The following is an 18,568-nucleotide window of genomic DNA, read 5'->3' as shown; positions in this document are numbered from 1 at the left end:
TAATATATTGAGGTTGGCAGAAAAGCCAGATTTTTATTACGCATTTGGAGGGAAAGTGCAGTAAAACAATATGTACTTTAACTGATATCAAGCTCAGGAATTAGCTGGTATCCGTTCGATTTGGGGGTAACCTGTGGGAATTGGCTGATAAACCAGTCAATTTGGCTGACAACCACCTGAAATTGGCTGACAAACTCCTCAATTCGGCTGATAAACTACCAAATCTGGCTGATAAACTTCCAACCACATTGTAATAATGCGATTATAATGTGCGATGAAACCAATTTTATACCTAAGCTTGAAATTGGATGAATAATATACTCTCGATATGCTAGTTTAGTATACCGATATTTGGAAAAGTGGAGCTATATATGTCAAAGCAACCAGTTTTTATAAGCGAATACACAAATGGTAATTTAGAAAGTTTTCTTGTCAAATAGTTATGAAGGAAGGGTTCTGTTGAAATTTTAGTCTCCACCAATCCTAGCACCCAAAATTACTGGAAAAATACAGATAAAATACAATACATTCATACTTTCTTAATAATAGACAACTAGAATTGGTTTCTGATAGATAATATATTTTGGGGGTCTAGCAGATGAAATTGAGAAAGAACATAGTTGCAGGAATTGCGGCAGCAGGTATTCTCTTTGGTGCAAGCCAGCCGTACAATGTATTCGCGGAACAATCATCTTTTTTTCAATATAAAGAGGACCATTTAAAGGTTACTCAAATTGGTCAATATGACAGTGGTGTAGGCATTGGTGGCACTGAGATTATGGCTTACGATGAGACACTAAAGCGTGCTTTTGTCACAAATGGAGCTGCTTCTGGAATTGATATTCTTTCTTTTGAACAACTAACGTCAGGTGAATTTAAAAAAGTAAAATCATTAAAACGCGTATTATTAGCGGATTTTGGAATTGAAAACGCAGCAGATATTACAAGTGTTGCCTCCCATCCGACAAAAGATTTAGTTGCTCTTTCTGTTGTTAGCAATCCGAAGACAGACCCAGGCTATATTGTTTTTCTATCAAAAGACGGAGAATATATGTCGAAAGTGCGAGTGGGTTCGTTGCCTGACATGGTGACATTTACACCAGACGGAACGAAAGCGATCGTTGCAAATGAAGGAGAGCCAAGTGATGATTACGCAGTTGATCCGGAAGGGACGATTTCAATCATTGACGTCACGAAAGAGCCAAGTAAATTTACAGCAAATACACTTTCGTTTAAGGATGTAGAAATTGATGAAAAAGTCCGTTTAAATTCTAAAGGGACAGCTCTTCAACAATTGGAACCTGAGTATGTAGCGGTTTCTCAAGATAGTAAAGTAGCGTATGTATCGATGCAAGAAAACAACGCAATCGCGACAGTTGACCTTGTGGCAGAAAAAATCCTTCATGTGAAAGGACTTGGTGTAAAAGATCACTCTCTTCCAGGGAATGAACTAGATGGGAAGCGGAACAAAGAAACAACAATTGAACGTCTTCCTCTTTTAGGTTTTTACATGCCAGATGCCATTGATACATTTACAGCCGGAGGTAAAACATATATTTTGACACCTAATGAAGGTGACACCCGAGATTACGAAGCGTATTCCGAAGAGGCAGAAATCGGTGATATCGCCGACAAGATTAAATTGAATGCCGATCATTATAAAGGTTTCACGCAAGAAGAACTTGATCAAAAAGTTGCCGATGGATTATTCGATGAGATGAAGAAAACAAAAATCACACTCGAACAAGGGATGGCAACGGATGGTTCTTATGAAGCGCTTTATTCGTATGGTGGGCGCAGTTTCTCGATCTTTGACGCTGAAACAATGGAGCTAGTGTATGATAGCGGAAGTGACTTTGAAAAAATCACATCGGAAGCACTCCCTGAGTTCTTTAACACGGATAACGAGGAAATCGCGTATGACAAACGGAGTTCTGCAAAAGGACCAGAACCAGAAACTGTTGTTAGTGGGGAAATTGATGGGAAAACGTATGCATTTATCGCATTGGAGCGAGTGAGCGGAATTATGGTGTATGACCTTGCGAATCCACTGAAGCCTGAATTCGTTACATTTATTTCAAGTAGAGATTACAGTGAGGATATTAAAGGGGATGTATCACCTGAAGGTTTACGTTTTATTTCAGCTGATAAAAGTCCTACAGGTTATGCCCTTTTAGCTGCGACTCATGAAGTATCCGGTACGGTTGCAATCTATGAATTTGGCAGAAAAGACATGGCTGCGCCCGAAGTCGAAGTCCCTGCCAAGGAAACACCGCTTGTCTATTGGGATGGCGTTATCTTGAAAAAGGGGCAAATTGGCAGACTTGCCATCGAAAAACCTATCAATCTATGGAAACGAACAGATAAGGGTCTCCAATTCGTAAGAGTCCTTAATCCCGGTGAAAAATACCGCGTATATCGCTATGACAACGAATTCGGCGGCCAATATTCGATTGGCGATGGACATTATGTGACAAAAATTGATGGCCATGTATCTTACCAAACTCCATCTAAACATAAATTGGAGCAATTGAAATAAACAAAAAACGGGGACGGATTTAGTGTTTTCATCCAAAAAGGGATATAGAGTTATAGAAAAGTCGGGTTTTTACAGCAGAAGAAATTAGTCCAATTTAGCTCATCATCTTAACCGATGGTGGGTTTTTTGTTGTTCAACTTACAAAATTCATCTACATCGTTGCTCAAAAGTTTTAATCAAACGTTTGGTCAGTAGGGACTCGAAATATATATTCGGTAAAAAGTTTAATCAAACGTTTGATCAGTAGAGTCTCGAAATAAATTTTAAGGAAAAAAGGCTAATCAATTGTTTGGTTAGTAGGGTCCCGAAAAAATGCTTTTCACTGCTAACGCTATCCCAATTTCCAATATCACTAATATAAAATAATTGAGGAAAAATAATATGTTGAAGTTGGCAGAAATGCCGGATTTTTATTACGCAGTTGGAGGGAATGTGCAGTAAAACAATATGTGCTTTAACTAATTCAAACTCAGGAATTAGCTGGTATCCAAGCGATGGGTGGCAGTTTTGAGGATTGGCTGATAAACCAGTCAATTTGGCTGACAACTACCTGAAATTGGCTGACAAACTCCTCAATTTGGCTGATAAACAACCAAATCTGGCTGACAAACCTTCCACTCACCCTGTAAAAGTGTAATTTTTATCTCAATTTATGTATTTTGAGTGGTCAAAACAGGGATAAGTACAACCTAGATTATATACAACTAAATTAAGTACTCTTTTCCATAGGGTAAATGAACATTTGGCGGATAATGTGCAATAAAACCAATTTTATGTCTAAGCTTGTAATTGGATGAAAAATATAGTCATTCTATTAAAATAAAGGACTCAATGTCCGCTTAAGATTATTTCTTCAAAAGTAAAAAAATATTCTCAAGCGGTACAAGGGTTTTTACAGATTGGAGGTAAATAATTAGGGGACCCGTGTAGGCCCCCTTGGTAAAATAATTTTTAGTACCTAATCGTCTGAAACCGTTCAGGCAAATGAATGCCTGCTCTTTTTCTTATACTTTCCGCCATTTTCTGCGCTTCTATTAAGATTTCTTCCTCATCCACAACTAAAATATTCCGATCCTTCATAATCCATTTGCCGTCACACATTGTCGATTCAACATTCGATGAATGCATGGCATAAACTAGATTAGAAACGGGATCGTGAAGGGGGAGGCTGCCGATTGAATGCGGATTGATAATAATCAAGTCCGCTTTTTTTCCAGCCTCCAGGCTTCCGATTTCACTCTCCTGCAGAATCGCCTTCGCTCCATTAATGGTTGCCATTTCAAGAATTGTCTCAGCAGGAATTACTTTTGGATCCAACGTTCTGCCTTTATGAATGAGAGCGGTAAGATGCATTTCATCGATCATATCCATTCGATTATTACAAGGTGCCCCGTCTGTCCCAATCGAAACAGTGACTCCTTTTGAAACCATTTCAGGGATCTTGGCAAAACCGAGCACTCTCATCGCTGCGGCTGGATTATGGGATACTTTCACATCATGATTTCTAAATAAATCAACTTCCTTATTTGTTAGCCAAACCGTGTGTGCAGCTATCAGGTTTTTGTCTAAAAAGCCGATATTTGACAAATACTCCACTGTCGAATAACCAAATTTCTCCTTTGAAAATTCATTTTCTTCAGGAATCTCGGCTATATGCATATGAACACCCGTACATAGTTTATCTGCTATTTCTCTCGTTCTTAGGAGAAGTTCCTCCGTTGCATTAAAAATAGTTCGAACACCAAACCAGTATTTAACGCGCCCATTTGCTCGATTGTTCCATTTTTCAAATGCTTCTAATTGTATATTTAACGTTTCATCCGTCTGTTCAATCCAATTTTCAGGGAGGCCTTCGCCGGCATCCATTGTAGATCTTGCCAAAGCACAGCGAATTCCCATTTTTTCTACTGCTTTTCCGATTGAATCGACATGGAAACCTCCTGCTTCTGCAAAAGAAGTGACGCCGGATTTAATTAATTCTATGCAGCAAGCGATGGCGGACAAATATTGTTCCTCTTTACTCATACTGCTTTCATATGGCCAAGTTCTTTTTCTGAGCCAGGTGAGCAGATCCACATCATCAGCAAGGCCGCGCCCCAATTGTTGTGTTGTATGAACATGGGTGTTGACCAAGCCGGGCAATATCATTTTTCCGGTACAATCTATGACCTCCGCATGATTTTGCACGCTTTCCCGATTTACCTTTCCGACTTTAACGATTTTGTTGTTTTCTATTAAAATATCTCCATTTTCATAAACTTGTTTGTCTTTATTCATTGTAACGAGATAGGCATTTTTCAATAAAATTTGCGACATTCATGATCCTCCTAATTTTCACTTTGCATCTTTAGGCAAAACTAAGTTTAGTAGCACTGCAAAAATAGCCCCAATCGCCATACCGGCTGAAATTAAATATTGAATAAATTGCGGAAACAGCGAGACGATTTCAGCAGGAATGACCATCCCTCCAATGGCTAACAGGACTGGAATCCCAACGACAATCATATTTCTTTCAGTAAAATCAATGTTTTTTATAATCCTTAGCCCGTTCATCGCAATAATGACCGTCACGATGGCGAAGACACCCATAATCACAACCTCTGGAATGCAAGAAATTAATGTTGTTAATTTAGGGATTAATCCGAGAATGACGAGTATTCCTCCTGCAGCTAGAATGGCTGTTCTGCTTGCCACACCGGTGACAGCGATGATCCCGGCATTTGTGGAATATCCTGTGACTGGCATGCCCCCAATGACGGAGCCAATAGCACAGCCAAGTCCTTCTCCAGCCGTTCCGCTGTTTATCCTTTCCTTTGTAATCTCGCTATTAGAAACAGCTCCAACCGCAAACCAAGTTCCAGTACTTTCTATTAAAATAACAAAATAGATAAAGACCATCGTTAATACTGCAGAGATATCAAATGTAGGCATTCCATAAGAAAAAATCTTAGGAAACGAAATCCACGAAGCCTCTTTCACCGGTGAAAAGTCGACCATTCCATATGCTGCAGCAACAATGGTCCCACCTGTTAGAGCAAGTAAAACGGAAAGTAATTTGATGATTTTTGATGTCCTTCCCGTCCTGCCGCCTAATATGAGGAAGATGACTAATAACAATGCCGATGTTCCTGCGATGATTAAATTTGCCTTTGGGTCACCAACAGGAGAATAGAAAACATTTTTCATAGCCACTGGCATTAGCGCGACACCGATCACAAGAATGACCGTCCCAGCAACAATTGGTGGGATTAGTTTTTCAATAATTTTTCCAATCAGCTTAAAATATCCTAAAACCGCTAATAGGATGGCACCAGGTATTAAACTGCCAATCATGGCTGATAAACCAAGAGTCCCTCCGATAAAAGCGAGCGCTCCTAACGGTATATAAGAAGGTCCTTGAACAACCGGGAGTTTAAGCCCCCATTTCGTTTGAATAATGGTCGCAATGCCTGCAGCTAAAAAAGTCATCTGAATAAGGAAAGACTTGTCACTCACTCCCATTGAAAGTGCGCCCGCCAAAATAATAGGAACAATATAAAGATCCATTGCGAGTACATGCTGAAACCCTAGAAAAATGGCTTGTCCTGCGGGTATTTTGTCATCTACATTAGCCACCAGCTGAATTTCACTCTGTTTCTCCAATAAGTAAACCCCCTGTCAAAAGTTATTTTATGTTTCCTTAAATATATATTGTTTCTAGAAGGAAACGATGCATAGAAAATAAATGTTTTTTTTTGGAAAAAAGAGTGGAGCAATCCTAAAGCCATTTGGCTCAGAGTTGCTCCACTCGAAGTTGCAGATCAATTTTAAAAACTAGCAGGGGAGGCGACAACCATTATTTTAGCTTCCTCCGTTTTTGATAGGTTTTCCCACCTGTGCGGGATTGTGCTAGGAAAGTACATCGAATCGCCTTCTTCTAATTCATAACGATCCAATCCTTCTAAAACACATAATAGGTTTCCTTTTAAAACATAAATAAAATCTTCTCCCTTATGTGAAATGGCTTCACCTGAATGGCTTCCTCCTGAAAAGGTAATAATGCACGGCTGCATTAAATTGTCCTTTCCATTAGAAAGCATTTCCTCTGTCACTTCCCCCGTTTCACTAATATTTCTTGTTAATACAGGCCTGTCTTTTTTTCGTATGATCTGGACTAGCTGTTCCTCCTCTTCTAGAAAAAAATAAGCAACCGGTACTTCCATTGCATCCGCAATATTTTTCAAAGTCATGACATTAGGAATCGTTTTCCCATTCTCAATCTTGCTAATCGACCCGGGGGACAATCCCGTCCGTGCCGCCAATTCCCGAACAGATAGGTTTTTTGAAATTCTTTGTGCCTTTACCGCATTTCCAATATTCAATTGATCACCTTTTATTAATAAATTTTTTAGTTAGGTTACATTCAAAACTTATTATTCTATATTGGAAATATTCTTGATTTTGTGCGGAAACCCTTTTTTCTTTAAAGAGGTGACTTAGTTTGACAACCACAATAAGAGATGTTGCGAAATTATCGGGAGTATCTGTGGCAACAGTTTCAAGGTATAATTAAAGTTAGAGATTCAAATAGCTCAAAAATTGGAGTGTAAGGAAATATTAAAGCCGGGCGGGGTAAACTATTATACAGAATTTACAAGGCACACCTGCCTAAAGTTCCTATTTTAATTTATGGACCGGGAGAACTTAAATAAGCCCACCAGCGTGATGAATGGGTTGAAATTCAAAAATACCTCGACTCCATTCAATATTATATTGCCCTAGCCATTGATTATCTAGGGGTTCAAGAGTGTGCTAATGGCGCCTTGGATTCTGACGGAGAAAAATAGAAGGAGGATAAGCTTTGGATCTAAAAGTTGTTGTTATTACAGGTGCTGGCAGCGGACTAGGTGCTTCTCTCGCTAAAAAATATTCTACTATGGGCTGCCATGTATGTTTAATAGGAAGAAGGGCTTCAAAACTTGAGGAAACAGCTAAACAATTAACTAACAGCTACTCTATTTACGAGTTGGATGTTACGTCCAAAAGTTCGGTAGAAAAGGTGATGTGGTCCATAAAGGAAGAAGTGGGGCCCATTGATTTATTAATCAATAATGCTGGACTCGGTGTATTTGATTTGGCGGAAAATTTATCAGAAGAACATGTGCATGGCATGATTGATATTAATTTAAAGGGAACGATTTTTTGCACACAAGAAGTCCTGCCAAGTATGAAAGAGCGTAATCAAGGCATTATTGTAAATGTTGTGTCAACGGCTGGAATTGAAGGAAAAGTCACTGAGTCCGTTTATTGTGCGAGTAAATTCGGTGTGCGCGGATTCACAGAGAGCCTTGCCCTCGAACTAAATGACACGGGCATTCGGGTGTTCGGTGCCTATATGGGCGGAATGAAATCACCTTTCTGGGAGGGCATTTTAACAGAAGAGAAAATGAAGGACTTGATGGATCCAGATGATATAGCAGATATAATCATTGATAACGCTAAACTTCGAAAAAATCTGATTGTCACGGAAGTTGTTATTAAAAATAAAATTTAGTGGGGCTTGGGTATAGAGTGGGTTCTGCTAAGGTATTTGGCTGCCCGCTTCAGGGGGCGAATAATCCCTAACATAGTAGCGGGCTTTGCTTTCAAGATACAACATTCTGAGTGTAAGATGTTAGACGGGTATCCATCAGGTTGTAAGGGCAAAGGTGCCTACTTTTATACAAAGCATTTCTGTATGTGTTGTTAAACTGGATGCTGTCCCGTACACTAGGTTTTTATATGAGTCTTATGGACATCATCCACTTAGACATTAAATTAGGCTCATTTAATAACAATAGCTGATCCATTGTCCGCTTAAGATTTTAAATTTCGTCTTCTACATAAAAACAAAAGTTGATTATTGAAATTAAAAGACAGAGGTAACCCCTTCACTAATCTATAGGGCAGTTACCTCTTTTTATTTTCCACACACACTACAGTCAAAGACTGAATATCCCTCGGATAATGGGTTATAAGCTTACAACTGTTAGATACCGGATTCAATATTCTTCCTGAATGAGGGAGTATAATGGACTGTTGTTAAAGTAGTCCCAACCAAGGCCAAACAACCCATCACAAAATAGAGGGTGCCACCCCCAAAAGTATCAAACAGTATACCACCCAAAATAGATCCAATGATACCCGATAATCCAAAAAAGATCGCATAAAAAAGTAGATGGCCGGTCGATTTAAGTATGCTTGGAATTAGACGAGAAATGTAGTCAAATGCTGCAATATAGAAACAGGCAAATGTCAATCCATTTAAGAATTGTAATGAAACTATAAGTATAGGCTCATTAATAATGCTATATGTGAACCATCGTAAACTATATAGTACCCCGGCAACGATAATAAAAAGCATAGGGTGGTATTTTTTATACCAAAAACCAGCAAATGCAAAAATGATCGCATCACTTAAAACAGCAATAAACCATGATATACCCACTAGATTTTCACTGCCACCGAGTTGAATAATGTATAAGCTAATAAAATTGTCATTTGTTCGATGTGAAATTGATAATAAAAGAATTAGCAGTAAAAAGATTAATAAAGGTTTATTTTTGATAAGCTGTTGAACATTGTGTAACCGAACCTTATCGGTTGCTGCTTTTACATCCTTTAGCCTATATGTCGAAAAAAGCGTCATGAATCCAAGGAACAGAAACGGCCATATTAAATGTTGAATACCGATCAAGGCTAGTATTTTTCCAACAATAAGTGATGAAGCTGCAAAACCAATGGACCCCCAAGTTCGGATTGAGCCGAATGACACACCATTTTTAATTGCTTTCCGCTGGGCAAGGCTGTCTATAAGTGCTCCAATAGGGGTTGAAAAAAAGTAGAATACTGCCCCGACCATAAGAATAGCTACCACGTCAGTCAATTGAAAGAATATGAAACTGCTTACCAGAAAGCCATACGTACAAATCAAGAGTATTCGTTTTACAACTTTATATTTATCACTTATATATCCCCAAAATACTTGTGAAAAGATGGATGCAAGTAGTCCAGTGGCAAGCACCCATCCAATTTCTGTGCTCATCAATCCCTTATATTTCAAGTATATTGGTAAAAAGCTAATAATAATGGTGTTTGTTGCATTAAAAATAAACAAATGCAATTTAAGTGATAACAGTGACTCCTCTTTGGCCACACGTGTTCTCTCCTCTATTAGCTATTAAAACGCTCTGAAGATGAAATGCACAAAAACTTAACCGATTTTTCGGTTTTATTTAACCAATAGTGCGGCCTTGCTGAATCTATGAAAATACAATCATAGGGTTTCAATACGTATTCGTTATCATCAATTAGGACTGTTAATATCCCCTCCAAAATATAGAGAAACTCCTGCCCTTGATGGGAAAAGTTTTTCCCTGAATTATCGCCTGGGTTTAGAATGATTAAGTTCGGATAGAAGAGCGGTCTTTCCATTCTGCCTGATAAATCTCGATAAATAAACTTATTTTCCTGCAAGTCATTTTCATTCATTATATTTCGAACAATATTGGAATTCGATTTTGTTTCCGGTTTTGAAAAAAAGTAGCTCGGATATACATCTAAAGATTCAGAGATTTTTTTCAACGATTCTAGGGTAGCTGATGTTTTACCATGTTCCAGTTGTGATAGAAAGCTTATGGAGAGATTTGTCTTTTCAGCGATTTGTTTTAAGGTGAGCCTTTTATCCTTCCTAAGCTCCTTGATTTTACTTCCTAAGTTTTCATACATCGAGATTCATTTCCTTTCTATGATTAAAGCTAGGATATTAAACATATATATTTAAGTACCGTTTAAATATTCATCAGCCTCTAAATAAAAAATTTAAATATTACTTAAAAAATTAAAGAATATTATCGGTTATAGCTAATACAATATAACAACCTATTATTCTTATGAAATTCGAAATAGGTTGAAAGGGGGATCTATGGTTTCGTGCTAATTCTAGATGAAAACACAATAAAAAATATCTACCATATGAATGACGCGATTAAAGACTTAAAGGATAATCTATTTTTAAAAAATACAAACCAAATTGAAAATCCGCAACGAACTGTTCTTACTTTTCCAAAGTACGAAGCTTCAGCTTTGTATATGCCCAGTGCGAATCGCACGCAGGAAGTTGTTTCTATTAAAATAGTATCCATCTTTCCCAATAATCCTTCTCAGGAAAGACCAACAACACAAGGGGTATTATTGCTTACAGATGCGAGTACGGGAGAGCATATTTGTTTAATGAATGCTTCCTATTTAACTAGGTTGCGAACGGGGGCACTTAGCGGGATTGCAACTAGTAAATTCTCAAGGCTTAATTCAAGCGTTTTAGGTGTAATTGGGACAGGTGCAATGGCATTTGAACAGGTTTTAGGAGTATTGCAAGTAAGGGAAATAAAAAAGATAATGCTGTACAATAAGACTCGGAAAAAGGCGGAGGAATTCGAAGAAAGACTGATAGACTTTGGGGTTATGCTAGATATTTCGATTGAACATAATGTGGATGAGCTTGTTGAAACAGCTGATATTATATGCTGCAGTACGAGGTCAAATGATCCTGTTTTTAATGGGAAGCTTCTGAAACCGGGAACACATATCAATGGGATTGGTTCATATTTACCATCCATGAGGGAGGTAGATTTGGAAACCGTCCATCGTAGTTCGAAAATCATTGTGGATGACCTTGAAGGTGTAAAGGAAGAAGAGGGAGAGCTTATCTTCGCTAATCAAGTAAGTGACTGGAGTTTTTCTGATGTGTTCGCCGAACTTAGCGACACTTTGATAAATGATGAGTTACAAAGGGACTCATCAGAGGAAATAACATTTTTCAAATCTGTTGGTGCTGCATATTTTGATCTTATTGTTGCATTAGGAGTGTATCGAAAGGCAAAAGAGGAAGGAGTGGGTATCGAGGTCATTTTATAGTTATATGAAAGCAAACTATTTTTTTGATTATAATAGATTGAATATTTTGAAAGTAATTAATTACTTTGTATTTTTTGCTACTACGATCAATACAAATCTAGTGAAACGATGGAAAAGGAGAGAGAAATGTTGAAGATTGATACTCTGATTGTTCATGCTGACTTATTTACAATGCAAGGTGATGGTGTTGGGTATATCGATGATGGGGCAGTTGCTATCGATTCTGGAAAAATTATAGGTGTTGGGATTACGGAAGAGTTACGTAAAGATTTTGCAGCCAGGGAAGTCATCGATGCTACGAATATGATGGTTCTGCCTGGATTTATAGATGCTCATATGCATACTCATTGGGCAGTCTTAAGAGGAGTTGCCCAAGATAATAATGTATGGATGCATAAAGGGATAGGGCCCTATCAGCATTTTTTGACACATGAAGCTCAGATCGCCGGGTCTAAGATGAACATATTGGAAGCCTTGGCAGCGGGTACGACAACATTTGGTGACTATGGTTCAACTGTAAATGAACTTGCTCCATTCTATCAAAAAATTGGAACCAGGGCTAGACTGACAGGATTTATTCGAGAGGTGCCGGATGTATTGGATGGCTTAGAAGAGGGTGATCTGTATCCATTCGAACCTGCAATTGGGGAACGGACATTAGCGAAGAACTTGGAGCTCATCGATAAATGGAATGGCAAAGAAAATAACCGGATTACAACTTTACTAGGACCACAGGGACCGGATTTTATGGGTGTAGATCTTCTGAAGAAAGTTAAGGAGCTCGCCAAAGAAAAAAATGTGATGATTCATATGCATGTCGCCCAGGCTATTCGTGAAACGAAGCAAATGGTAGGAAGATATAATATCCGATCCATTCCATTTCTTGATGAATTGGGTTATTTAGATGAGTCACTCCTGGCTGTACATTTAACAGATGCGACAGACGAAGAAGCTAGGTTCTTAGCTAAACGTGGTGCCTCCATGGTCCTTTGTTCAGGGAGTATTGGCATTATTCGAGGAATTGCTCCACCTGTATTGCCTTTTATTGAAGCTGGCGGTAAAGCTGCACTCGGCTCCGATCAAGCGCCTGGGAATAATTGCAATCAAATGATTAATGAAATGAAGTTAACCGCATTGTTCAATAAAATTAAATACAATGATGCAGAGGTCATGCCAGCTTGGAAAGTTCTGCGAATGGCAACAATTGAAGGTGCACAGGCAATCGGCATAGGAGATGAGGTTGGTTCGCTTGAAGAAGGTAAGAAGGCAGATATTACGTTTATTGATTTGACTTCAAAAGCAATGCAGCCGGTCATTAAAAAACCGATGCGAAATCATGTGCCAAATCTTGTATATTCCGCAAGAGGTCATGAAGTAGCAAGAGTGATGGTAGATGGAAAAACATTGTACTTAAACGGTGAGTTTTTAACTGTGAATGAAAAGGAAATTATGGAGGACTGTCAACGATTGGCCACACAAGTAACTGAAAGCGTTACTGATGAAAAGTTCAGCATTACAAATACGAAACAATTGATGGCTGAAGGAAAGTTGTAAAGGCTTAAGGATACTCTCTAATGAGAAAAAATGTATTCAATTTTCAACCAAATATTAACATGGGAGGGAGAAATATGTCCCGAAGAGGTCTTGGATTACTGAGTTTATTACTTGTTGCTCTATTGACAATGGCTGCATGTAGTTCAGATAAAACGGATGTTTCCCAAGAAAAAGAAAAAGAAAAAGAAATTACAGAGCAAACATTAAAGGTGGCCATGCAAGGTATTCCCCCAGCATTAGATACACATATTACTGGGTCCTATATGACAATGGAAATCGCTAGACCTGTTTATGAACCTTTAGTAGCGTTTAATAGCAAATTCGAGCCGCAGCCCATGTTAGCCGAAAAATGGGAGGTAAGTGATGATCAGAAGACCTATACTTTTCATCTAAGACAAGGGATCAAATTCCATAACGGGAAAGAGATGAAGGCAGAAGATGTCGTTGCTTCGATGACTCGCTGGAAAAAGCTGAATGCTACCGCCGAACGAATCTTAGGCCCGGGAACATTTGAAGCAAAGGATGACTATACCATAGTATTCACATTAGAAAAACCTTCCTTTCTGACTTTAAATATTTTATCCTCTCCAGCACAGTTTCCTGGAATTATGCCTAAGGAAATTGTTGAAGGTGCAGGAGAAGGAGCAGTAACTGAATTCATAGGGACTGGCCCATATAAGGTGAAAGAATATGTCTCTGACCAATTCGTCCACTTAGAGAAATTTGCTGACTATCAAGCACGTGAAGAAGCTGCAGATGGTCTTGCTGGAAAAAAGGAAGCGCTGATTAATGAAATTAAATTAGATTTTGTAGGTGATGCATCAACACGTGTTTCAAGTGTAATCACAGGGGAATACCATATTGTGAAAAGCTTGCCATTTGATAATTTCGACCAATTGGATGGGGATGAAAATGTAACAACTTACACACATGAAGCGGGTGCTGATTTTATTGTATTCAATAAAAAGCAAGGGATTTTCAGTAACCAAAAAGCTAGACAAGCGATTTTAGCAGGATTAGACCTGAATGCATTATCAATTGGGATTTATTCAGAGGAGAGATTCTTTGATCTCAATCATTCACTAAGTATTCCTGAACAGGTGAATTGGTATAGTGATGCAGGAAAGGAGCTTTATAATCAGAACAATCAAGAAAAAGCGAAGGAATTGCTAGCAGAAGCTGGATACAATGGCGAAAAAATTACGATTGTAGCGAGTAATATTGAATCACATCGTTTTACTGGCATTGGTCTTCAGCAACAGTTGGAAGGATTAGGGATGAATGTAGAATTGGAGACATATGAGTTTGCTACTCTATTAGAATATCGAAATGATCCAAGTAATTGGGACCTATATATTGTGGACTTAGCTACGGAGCCTGTTCCAACAAATTATTTATTCTTTAATCCAAGCTGGGCTGGTTGGACAGATAGTCCTGAAATCCAAGAAATATTAGCAGGTATTCAAAATGCTAAGGACCAGCAAGAAGCAACGAAACTTGCTGAAGAACTGCAGAGTGCTTTTTATGATTATGTTCCAGTCATTAAGCCAAGTAACAGACAGGTGTTTAATGCAACGACTTCAAATGTAAGCGGTTATCAATTTTTCAATAGTGGGCTGATTCCTTGGAATATTTCGTTAAAGTAGTCCTATTCTCTAGGGGGTGGTTTAAATGATGCTTTATATTTTCAAACGATTAGTATCTATCATTCCTATATTACTCGTAGTTGCGATTGCGATATTTTCGATTATTCATTTAACCCCCGGTGATCCAGCAACCACTATTTTAGGTTCTGAAGCTTCCCCTGAGCAATTAGAGTCGCTCAGGGAGGAGCTCGGGCTTAACCGCCCATTGCCTGAACAGTTTATTTTCTGGATTCTGGATGTCGTACGGGGAGATTTAGGCAGTTCGATCTTTATGAACAAACCAGTTAGTGAGGTTTTTCTATCCCATTTGGGTCCTACATTATCCTTAAGTATTTTTGCTCAGATTATCGCCATCCTCATTGCCATTCCATCAGGTGTTTTGGCCTCGAGGAAGAGGGGGAAAGCAACGGATCAATTTGTGATGAGTACAGCTTTATTGGGGATTTCGATTCCAAGCTTCCTTTTAGGGCTATTTTTCATTTTGGTGTTTTCCGTCAATTTAGGGTGGTTTCCTGTTTCCGGGTATAAACCTTTGTCTGCAGGCTTTTTCACCCATTTAGAATATTTAGTCCTTCCTGCGGTAGCTCTAGGATTTATGCAATCAGCACTTATAACCCGTATGACAAGATCATCGATGCTTGATACATTATCGCAAAATTTTATTAAAACGGCACGCTCAAAAGGGTTAAGCCAGAGCATTGTTATTTATAAACACGCCCTAAGGAATGCGTTTGTCACCATATTAGAGGTTATCGGGCATAGTTTTACAACGTTGCTTGCTGGTGCTGTGGTTGTTGAATTTGTTTTCAACATTCCAGGGGTAGGACAGTTAATTGTCAATTCAATCGGAAGAAGAGATTTTACATTAATTCAAGGCTCCGTCTTACTTATTGCAATAGCTTATGTATTTATCAATTTAATCATTGACCTTCTATACGGGGTGGTTGACCCAAGAGTAAGGTTAAATCGGAAATAGGGGGGGATCCTTTTGTCAGATATAGTCAGAAAAGAAAGCAGACAGATGATGATACGGCGGATAAAAAAGAGCAGGATGACAGTCATAGGTTGTATCATTATTTTTGTCGCATTATTTGCGTCTCTTTTTAGCCCAGTACTCACTTTATTTGATCCCCTTGAAATGAATCCAGTCAACAGGTTACAACCGCCAAGCAAGGAACATTGGTTTGGAACGGATACGTTTGGAAGAGATGTCTTCAGCAGGGTTATATATGGGGTACGAGCCTCCATGTTAGTCGGATTTTCGGTAGCCATTATTTCTGGACTCATAGGAACAATCGTAGGATTGTATGCTTCCTATTACCGTACATTGGATCATATATTAATGAGAATTTGTGATGGCTTGATGGCTTTTCCTTCCGTATTGTTGGCATTAGCTCTTGTAGCAGCGCTAGGCCCCCAACTGATGAATGTAATTATTGCACTATCCATTGTCTTTTTTCCATCGATTGCAAGGGTTGTCCGTTCATCTGCAGTAGTCATCCGTGAGCAAACCTATATAGAAGCATTAAAGTCAATGGGGGCAAGATCATGGAGGATCATATGGCTGCATATTGCACCCAACACACTTTCACCACTAATCGTTCAGATAACCTTTATTTTTGCCATTTCCTTAATAATAGAATCAATGTTAAGTTTCCTAGGTGCAGGTATACCAGCTCCAAATCCTAGTTTAGGAAATATATTATATGATGGTAAAAATGTTATAACAAAAGCATGGTGGATGACTGTTTTCCCAGGTTCAGCCATTATCACTTTAGTGTTAGCCTTAAATTTATTCGGTGATGGATTGCGTGATATTCTTGACCCTCATACGAAACATTTTAAGTAGTATGGTTATTCAATATTAGTAGAAGAAAGGTGATGAATACATGTCACAGCCTCCATTACTGGAAGTGAAAAATTTAAAAACTAAGTTTGCCACGGAAAAGGGACAGGTTACTGCAGTACGCGGCATAACTTTTCGAATAGATGAAGGTCAAACACTCGGGATTGTCGGGGAATCAGGCTGTGGAAAAAGCGTAACTGCTGAATCCATCCAAAGACTGCTAGATGAAGAGACAACTAGATATGAAGGTGAAATCCGCTATAAAGGAAAAAATTTATTAACACTCTCGGAAAAAGAAATGAGGAAAATTAGGGGCAATGAAATATCGATGGTCTTCCAGGACCCAATGAGTTCCTTAAATCCTGTCTATTCAATTGGAAACCAAGTTGCGGAAGCGATCATGCTGCATCAAAAAGTCTCGAAGAAAGCGGCTTATGCAAAAGCAGTAGAAATCCTTAGCTTAACAGGAATCCCTTCCCCCGAAAAGCGAATACATGATTATCCGCATGAATTGTCTGGTGGATTAAGACAGAGAGTGATGATTGCCATTGCACTCTCTTGTAATCCGAGTCTGTTAATAGCAGATGAACCCACAACTGCATTAGATGTTACTATACAATCACAAATTCTTGAGCTAATGGACGGGTTGAGAGAGAAATATAATATGGGAATTATTATGATAACCCATGATTTAGGGGTAGTGGCAGAAATTTGTGATAGGGTGGCAGTGATGTATCTCGGTCAAATTATCGAGGAGGCCGATGTGAAATCCTTGTTTAAAACACCATTACACCCATATACACGGGGATTAATGCAATCCATCCCCCAGCTGGATGGTGACCGCACAAAAAAACTGCATGTTATTAAAGGCAAAGTACCAAGTCTGCATGATGTCCCAGAAGGCTGTCCGTTTGCAGCACGGTGTGCCTATTCAGATGATCAATGTAAAAAGGACCCGCCAATAAAAGCTTACTCTGATAGCCACAATGTAAAGTGCTGGCATTATGAAAAAATCCTCAAGGAGGAGGGGGCCATTCATGTTGGATAATGAAATTAGAGCTAAGGATCAGAACCTTCTTCTGCAAGTAAGGGGTTTGAAAAAATACTTTCCTGTTCGCAGGGTTCTGTTCGGGGAAAAGCAGCAAATTAAAGCTGTACAAAATCTCACTTTTGATCTTTATGAAGGGGAGGTTTACGGGCTTGTTGGGGAATCGGGCTGTGGGAAAAGTACAACAGGGAGAACGCTTTTAAGGCTGATTGACCCGACAGAAGGTGAAGCAATCTTTCAAGGGCAGGATATTTTTAAACAAAATGACAATAGTTTCAGGAATGTTAGGAAGGAAATGCAAATGATTTTCCAGGATCCATATTCTTCCTTAAATCCAAGGAAACGCATTGGCAAATCCATAGAAGAGCCGATGATTATTCATAATATCGGGAAAAATCAAAAGGAACGTACAGAAATGGTGATGGATCTATTACATCGAGTTGGATTTTCAGAAGACTCATATTACCGCTATCCCCATGAATTTTCTGGGGGACAAAGACAACGTATCGGTATCGCCCGCGCGCTAGCTGTCAATCCTAAGCTAATTATCTGTGATGAACCTGTATCTGCATTGGATGTTTCAATACAGTCCCAGATCATTAACCTCTTACAGGAATTAAAAGAGCAATATAAACTAACATATATTTTTATTGCTCATGATTTAAGTGTTGTACGCCATATATCTGATCGAATAGGAGTCATGTATCTTGGGAATTTAGTAGAAGAAGCTAATACGGATGATCTATTTAGATTTCCAAAACATCCATATACCCAGGCCCTAATAAGTTCAATACCCATACCAAATCCAACTAAAAAAAGAGAAAGAATTCGCCTAGAAGGTGAAATCCCATCACCGCTAAATCCTCCAAAAGGTTGTGTTTTTCATACAAGATGTCCACACGCCATGGATATTTGCAAGTTAGAGGTTCCTGAGAGAAAGCAAGTTAATTCAATTCATTCGGTTTTATGTCATTTATATTAATTCCCGTCTCAGTGAGAGA

16 protein-coding genes are annotated in these 18,568 nt (G+C 38.7%); 11 read left to right on the top strand and 5 right to left on the bottom strand.

The genetic code is table 11. From position 1 onward, the window contains the following. Window positions 1-598 precede the first annotated feature (598 nt). Window positions 599-2,539 carry a choice-of-anchor I family protein gene (locus RRV45_RS20225; protein WP_315666451.1) on the top strand — a complete coding sequence of 647 codons (1,941 nt, stop codon included), beginning with the start codon at window positions 599-601 and terminating at the stop codon, window positions 2,537-2,539. Window positions 2,540-3,053: 514 nt separating this feature from the next. Beyond that, window positions 3,054-3,176 (top strand): hypothetical protein, encoded by a 123-nt coding sequence (locus RRV45_RS20220; protein WP_315666450.1) that lies wholly within the window; start codon window positions 3,054-3,056, stop codon window positions 3,174-3,176. Window positions 3,177-3,490: 314 nt separating this feature from the next. On the opposite strand, the gene RRV45_RS20215 is transcribed toward RRV45_RS20220, so the two are convergent. From RRV45_RS20215 to RRV45_RS20205, 3 genes are all read right to left on the bottom strand, one after another. Next, on the bottom strand, window positions 3,491-4,855 hold the full coding sequence (locus RRV45_RS20215) for an amidohydrolase (protein WP_315666449.1): 1,365 nt from the start codon (window positions 4,853-4,855) through the stop codon (window positions 3,491-3,493). An 18-nt stretch (window positions 4,856-4,873) separates the two neighbouring features. Next, complete coding sequence (locus RRV45_RS20210) at window positions 4,874-6,181, bottom strand: uracil-xanthine permease family protein (protein WP_315666448.1); 1,308 nt, start codon at window positions 6,179-6,181, stop codon at window positions 4,874-4,876. Between the two features lie 164 nt (window positions 6,182-6,345). Beyond that, window positions 6,346-6,900 carry a helix-turn-helix domain-containing protein gene (locus RRV45_RS20205; protein WP_315666447.1) on the bottom strand — a complete coding sequence of 185 codons (555 nt, stop codon included), beginning with the start codon at window positions 6,898-6,900 and terminating at the stop codon, window positions 6,346-6,348. Between the two features lie 119 nt (window positions 6,901-7,019). Between RRV45_RS20205 and RRV45_RS22155 the strand changes: the two genes are divergently transcribed. Both RRV45_RS22155 and RRV45_RS20200 read left to right on the top strand, forming a co-directional pair. Next, window positions 7,020-7,091: a LacI family DNA-binding transcriptional regulator gene (locus RRV45_RS22155; RefSeq protein ID WP_410489395.1), complete on the top strand. Its 72-nt coding sequence runs from the start codon at window positions 7,020-7,022 to the stop codon at window positions 7,089-7,091. A 288-nt stretch (window positions 7,092-7,379) separates the two neighbouring features. Continuing rightward, window positions 7,380-8,072, top strand: coding sequence for an SDR family oxidoreductase (locus RRV45_RS20200; RefSeq protein WP_315666446.1), 693 nt, complete (start codon window positions 7,380-7,382; stop codon window positions 8,070-8,072). Window positions 8,073-8,546: 474 nt separating this feature from the next. Here the strand turns inward: RRV45_RS20200 and RRV45_RS20195 are convergent, their stop codons facing one another. Continuing rightward, window positions 8,547-9,713, bottom strand: a complete 1,167-nt coding sequence (locus tag RRV45_RS20195) for an MFS transporter (protein ID WP_315666445.1) — start codon at window positions 9,711-9,713, stop codon at window positions 8,547-8,549. 17 nt (window positions 9,714-9,730) lie between these two features. After that, complete coding sequence (locus RRV45_RS20190) at window positions 9,731-10,285, bottom strand: helix-turn-helix domain-containing protein (protein WP_315666444.1); 555 nt, start codon at window positions 10,283-10,285, stop codon at window positions 9,731-9,733. Window positions 10,286-10,489: 204 nt separating this feature from the next. Here RRV45_RS20190 and RRV45_RS20185 point away from each other — a divergent pair, with 204 nt between their 5' ends. The 7 genes from RRV45_RS20185 to RRV45_RS20155 all read left to right on the top strand — a co-directional run bounded on the left by RRV45_RS20185 (window position 10,490) and on the right by RRV45_RS20155 (window position 18,549). Then, the gene (locus RRV45_RS20185) at window positions 10,490-11,473 is read left to right on the top strand and encodes an ornithine cyclodeaminase family protein (protein ID WP_315666443.1); all 984 of its coding nucleotides are present in this window, start codon (window positions 10,490-10,492) and stop codon (window positions 11,471-11,473) included. A gap of 126 nt (window positions 11,474-11,599) precedes the next feature. Continuing rightward, complete coding sequence (locus RRV45_RS20180) at window positions 11,600-13,027, top strand: amidohydrolase family protein (RefSeq protein ID WP_315666442.1); 1,428 nt, start codon at window positions 11,600-11,602, stop codon at window positions 13,025-13,027. A 74-nt stretch (window positions 13,028-13,101) separates the two neighbouring features. Continuing rightward, complete coding sequence (locus tag RRV45_RS20175) at window positions 13,102-14,673, top strand: ABC transporter substrate-binding protein (RefSeq protein WP_315666441.1); 1,572 nt, start codon at window positions 13,102-13,104, stop codon at window positions 14,671-14,673. 25 nt (window positions 14,674-14,698) lie between these two features. Next, the gene (locus RRV45_RS20170; protein WP_315666440.1) at window positions 14,699-15,649 is read left to right on the top strand and encodes an ABC transporter permease; all 951 of its coding nucleotides are present in this window, start codon (window positions 14,699-14,701) and stop codon (window positions 15,647-15,649) included. 12 nt (window positions 15,650-15,661) lie between these two features. Continuing rightward, window positions 15,662-16,522, top strand: coding sequence for an ABC transporter permease (locus tag RRV45_RS20165; RefSeq protein WP_410489312.1), 861 nt, complete (start codon window positions 15,662-15,664; stop codon window positions 16,520-16,522). Window positions 16,523-16,562: 40 nt separating this feature from the next. Continuing rightward, the gene (locus RRV45_RS20160; protein WP_315666439.1) at window positions 16,563-17,567 is read left to right on the top strand and encodes an ABC transporter ATP-binding protein; all 1,005 of its coding nucleotides are present in this window, start codon (window positions 16,563-16,565) and stop codon (window positions 17,565-17,567) included. Beyond that, window positions 17,557-18,549, top strand: a complete 993-nt coding sequence (locus RRV45_RS20155; protein ID WP_315666438.1) for an ABC transporter ATP-binding protein — start codon at window positions 17,557-17,559, stop codon at window positions 18,547-18,549. Before RRV45_RS20160 ends, RRV45_RS20155 begins: the two co-directional genes overlap by 11 nt. The last annotated feature ends 19 nt before the right edge of the window (window positions 18,550-18,568 follow it).

The organism is Bacillus sp. DTU_2020_1000418_1_SI_GHA_SEK_038, assembly GCF_032341175.1.
GTDB lineage: Bacteria > Bacillota > Bacilli > Bacillales > Cytobacillaceae > Cytobacillus.
This window is presented reverse-complemented; position numbering and strand designations above follow the sequence as displayed.

Bases quoted from the DNA above. Each gene is read 5' to 3' on its own strand.
- RRV45_RS20190 (WP_315666444.1), bottom strand. From the start codon at position 10,285: ATGTATGAAAACTTAGGAAGTAAAATCAAGGAGCTTAGGAAGGATAAA.
- RRV45_RS20215 (WP_315666449.1), bottom strand. From the start codon at position 4,855: ATGTCGCAAATTTTATTGAAAAATGCCTATCTCGTTACAATGAATAAA.
- RRV45_RS20170 (WP_315666440.1), top strand. From the start codon at position 14,699: ATGATGCTTTATATTTTCAAACGATTAGTATCTATCATTCCTATATTA.
- RRV45_RS20225 (WP_315666451.1), top strand. From the start codon at position 599: ATGAAATTGAGAAAGAACATAGTTGCAGGAATTGCGGCAGCAGGTATT.
- RRV45_RS20155 (WP_315666438.1), top strand. From the start codon at position 17,557: ATGTTGGATAATGAAATTAGAGCTAAGGATCAGAACCTTCTTCTGCAA.
- RRV45_RS20175 (WP_315666441.1), top strand. From the start codon at position 13,102: ATGTCCCGAAGAGGTCTTGGATTACTGAGTTTATTACTTGTTGCTCTA.
- RRV45_RS20160 (WP_315666439.1), top strand. From the start codon at position 16,563: ATGTCACAGCCTCCATTACTGGAAGTGAAAAATTTAAAAACTAAGTTT.
- RRV45_RS20180 (WP_315666442.1), top strand. From the start codon at position 11,600: ATGTTGAAGATTGATACTCTGATTGTTCATGCTGACTTATTTACAATG.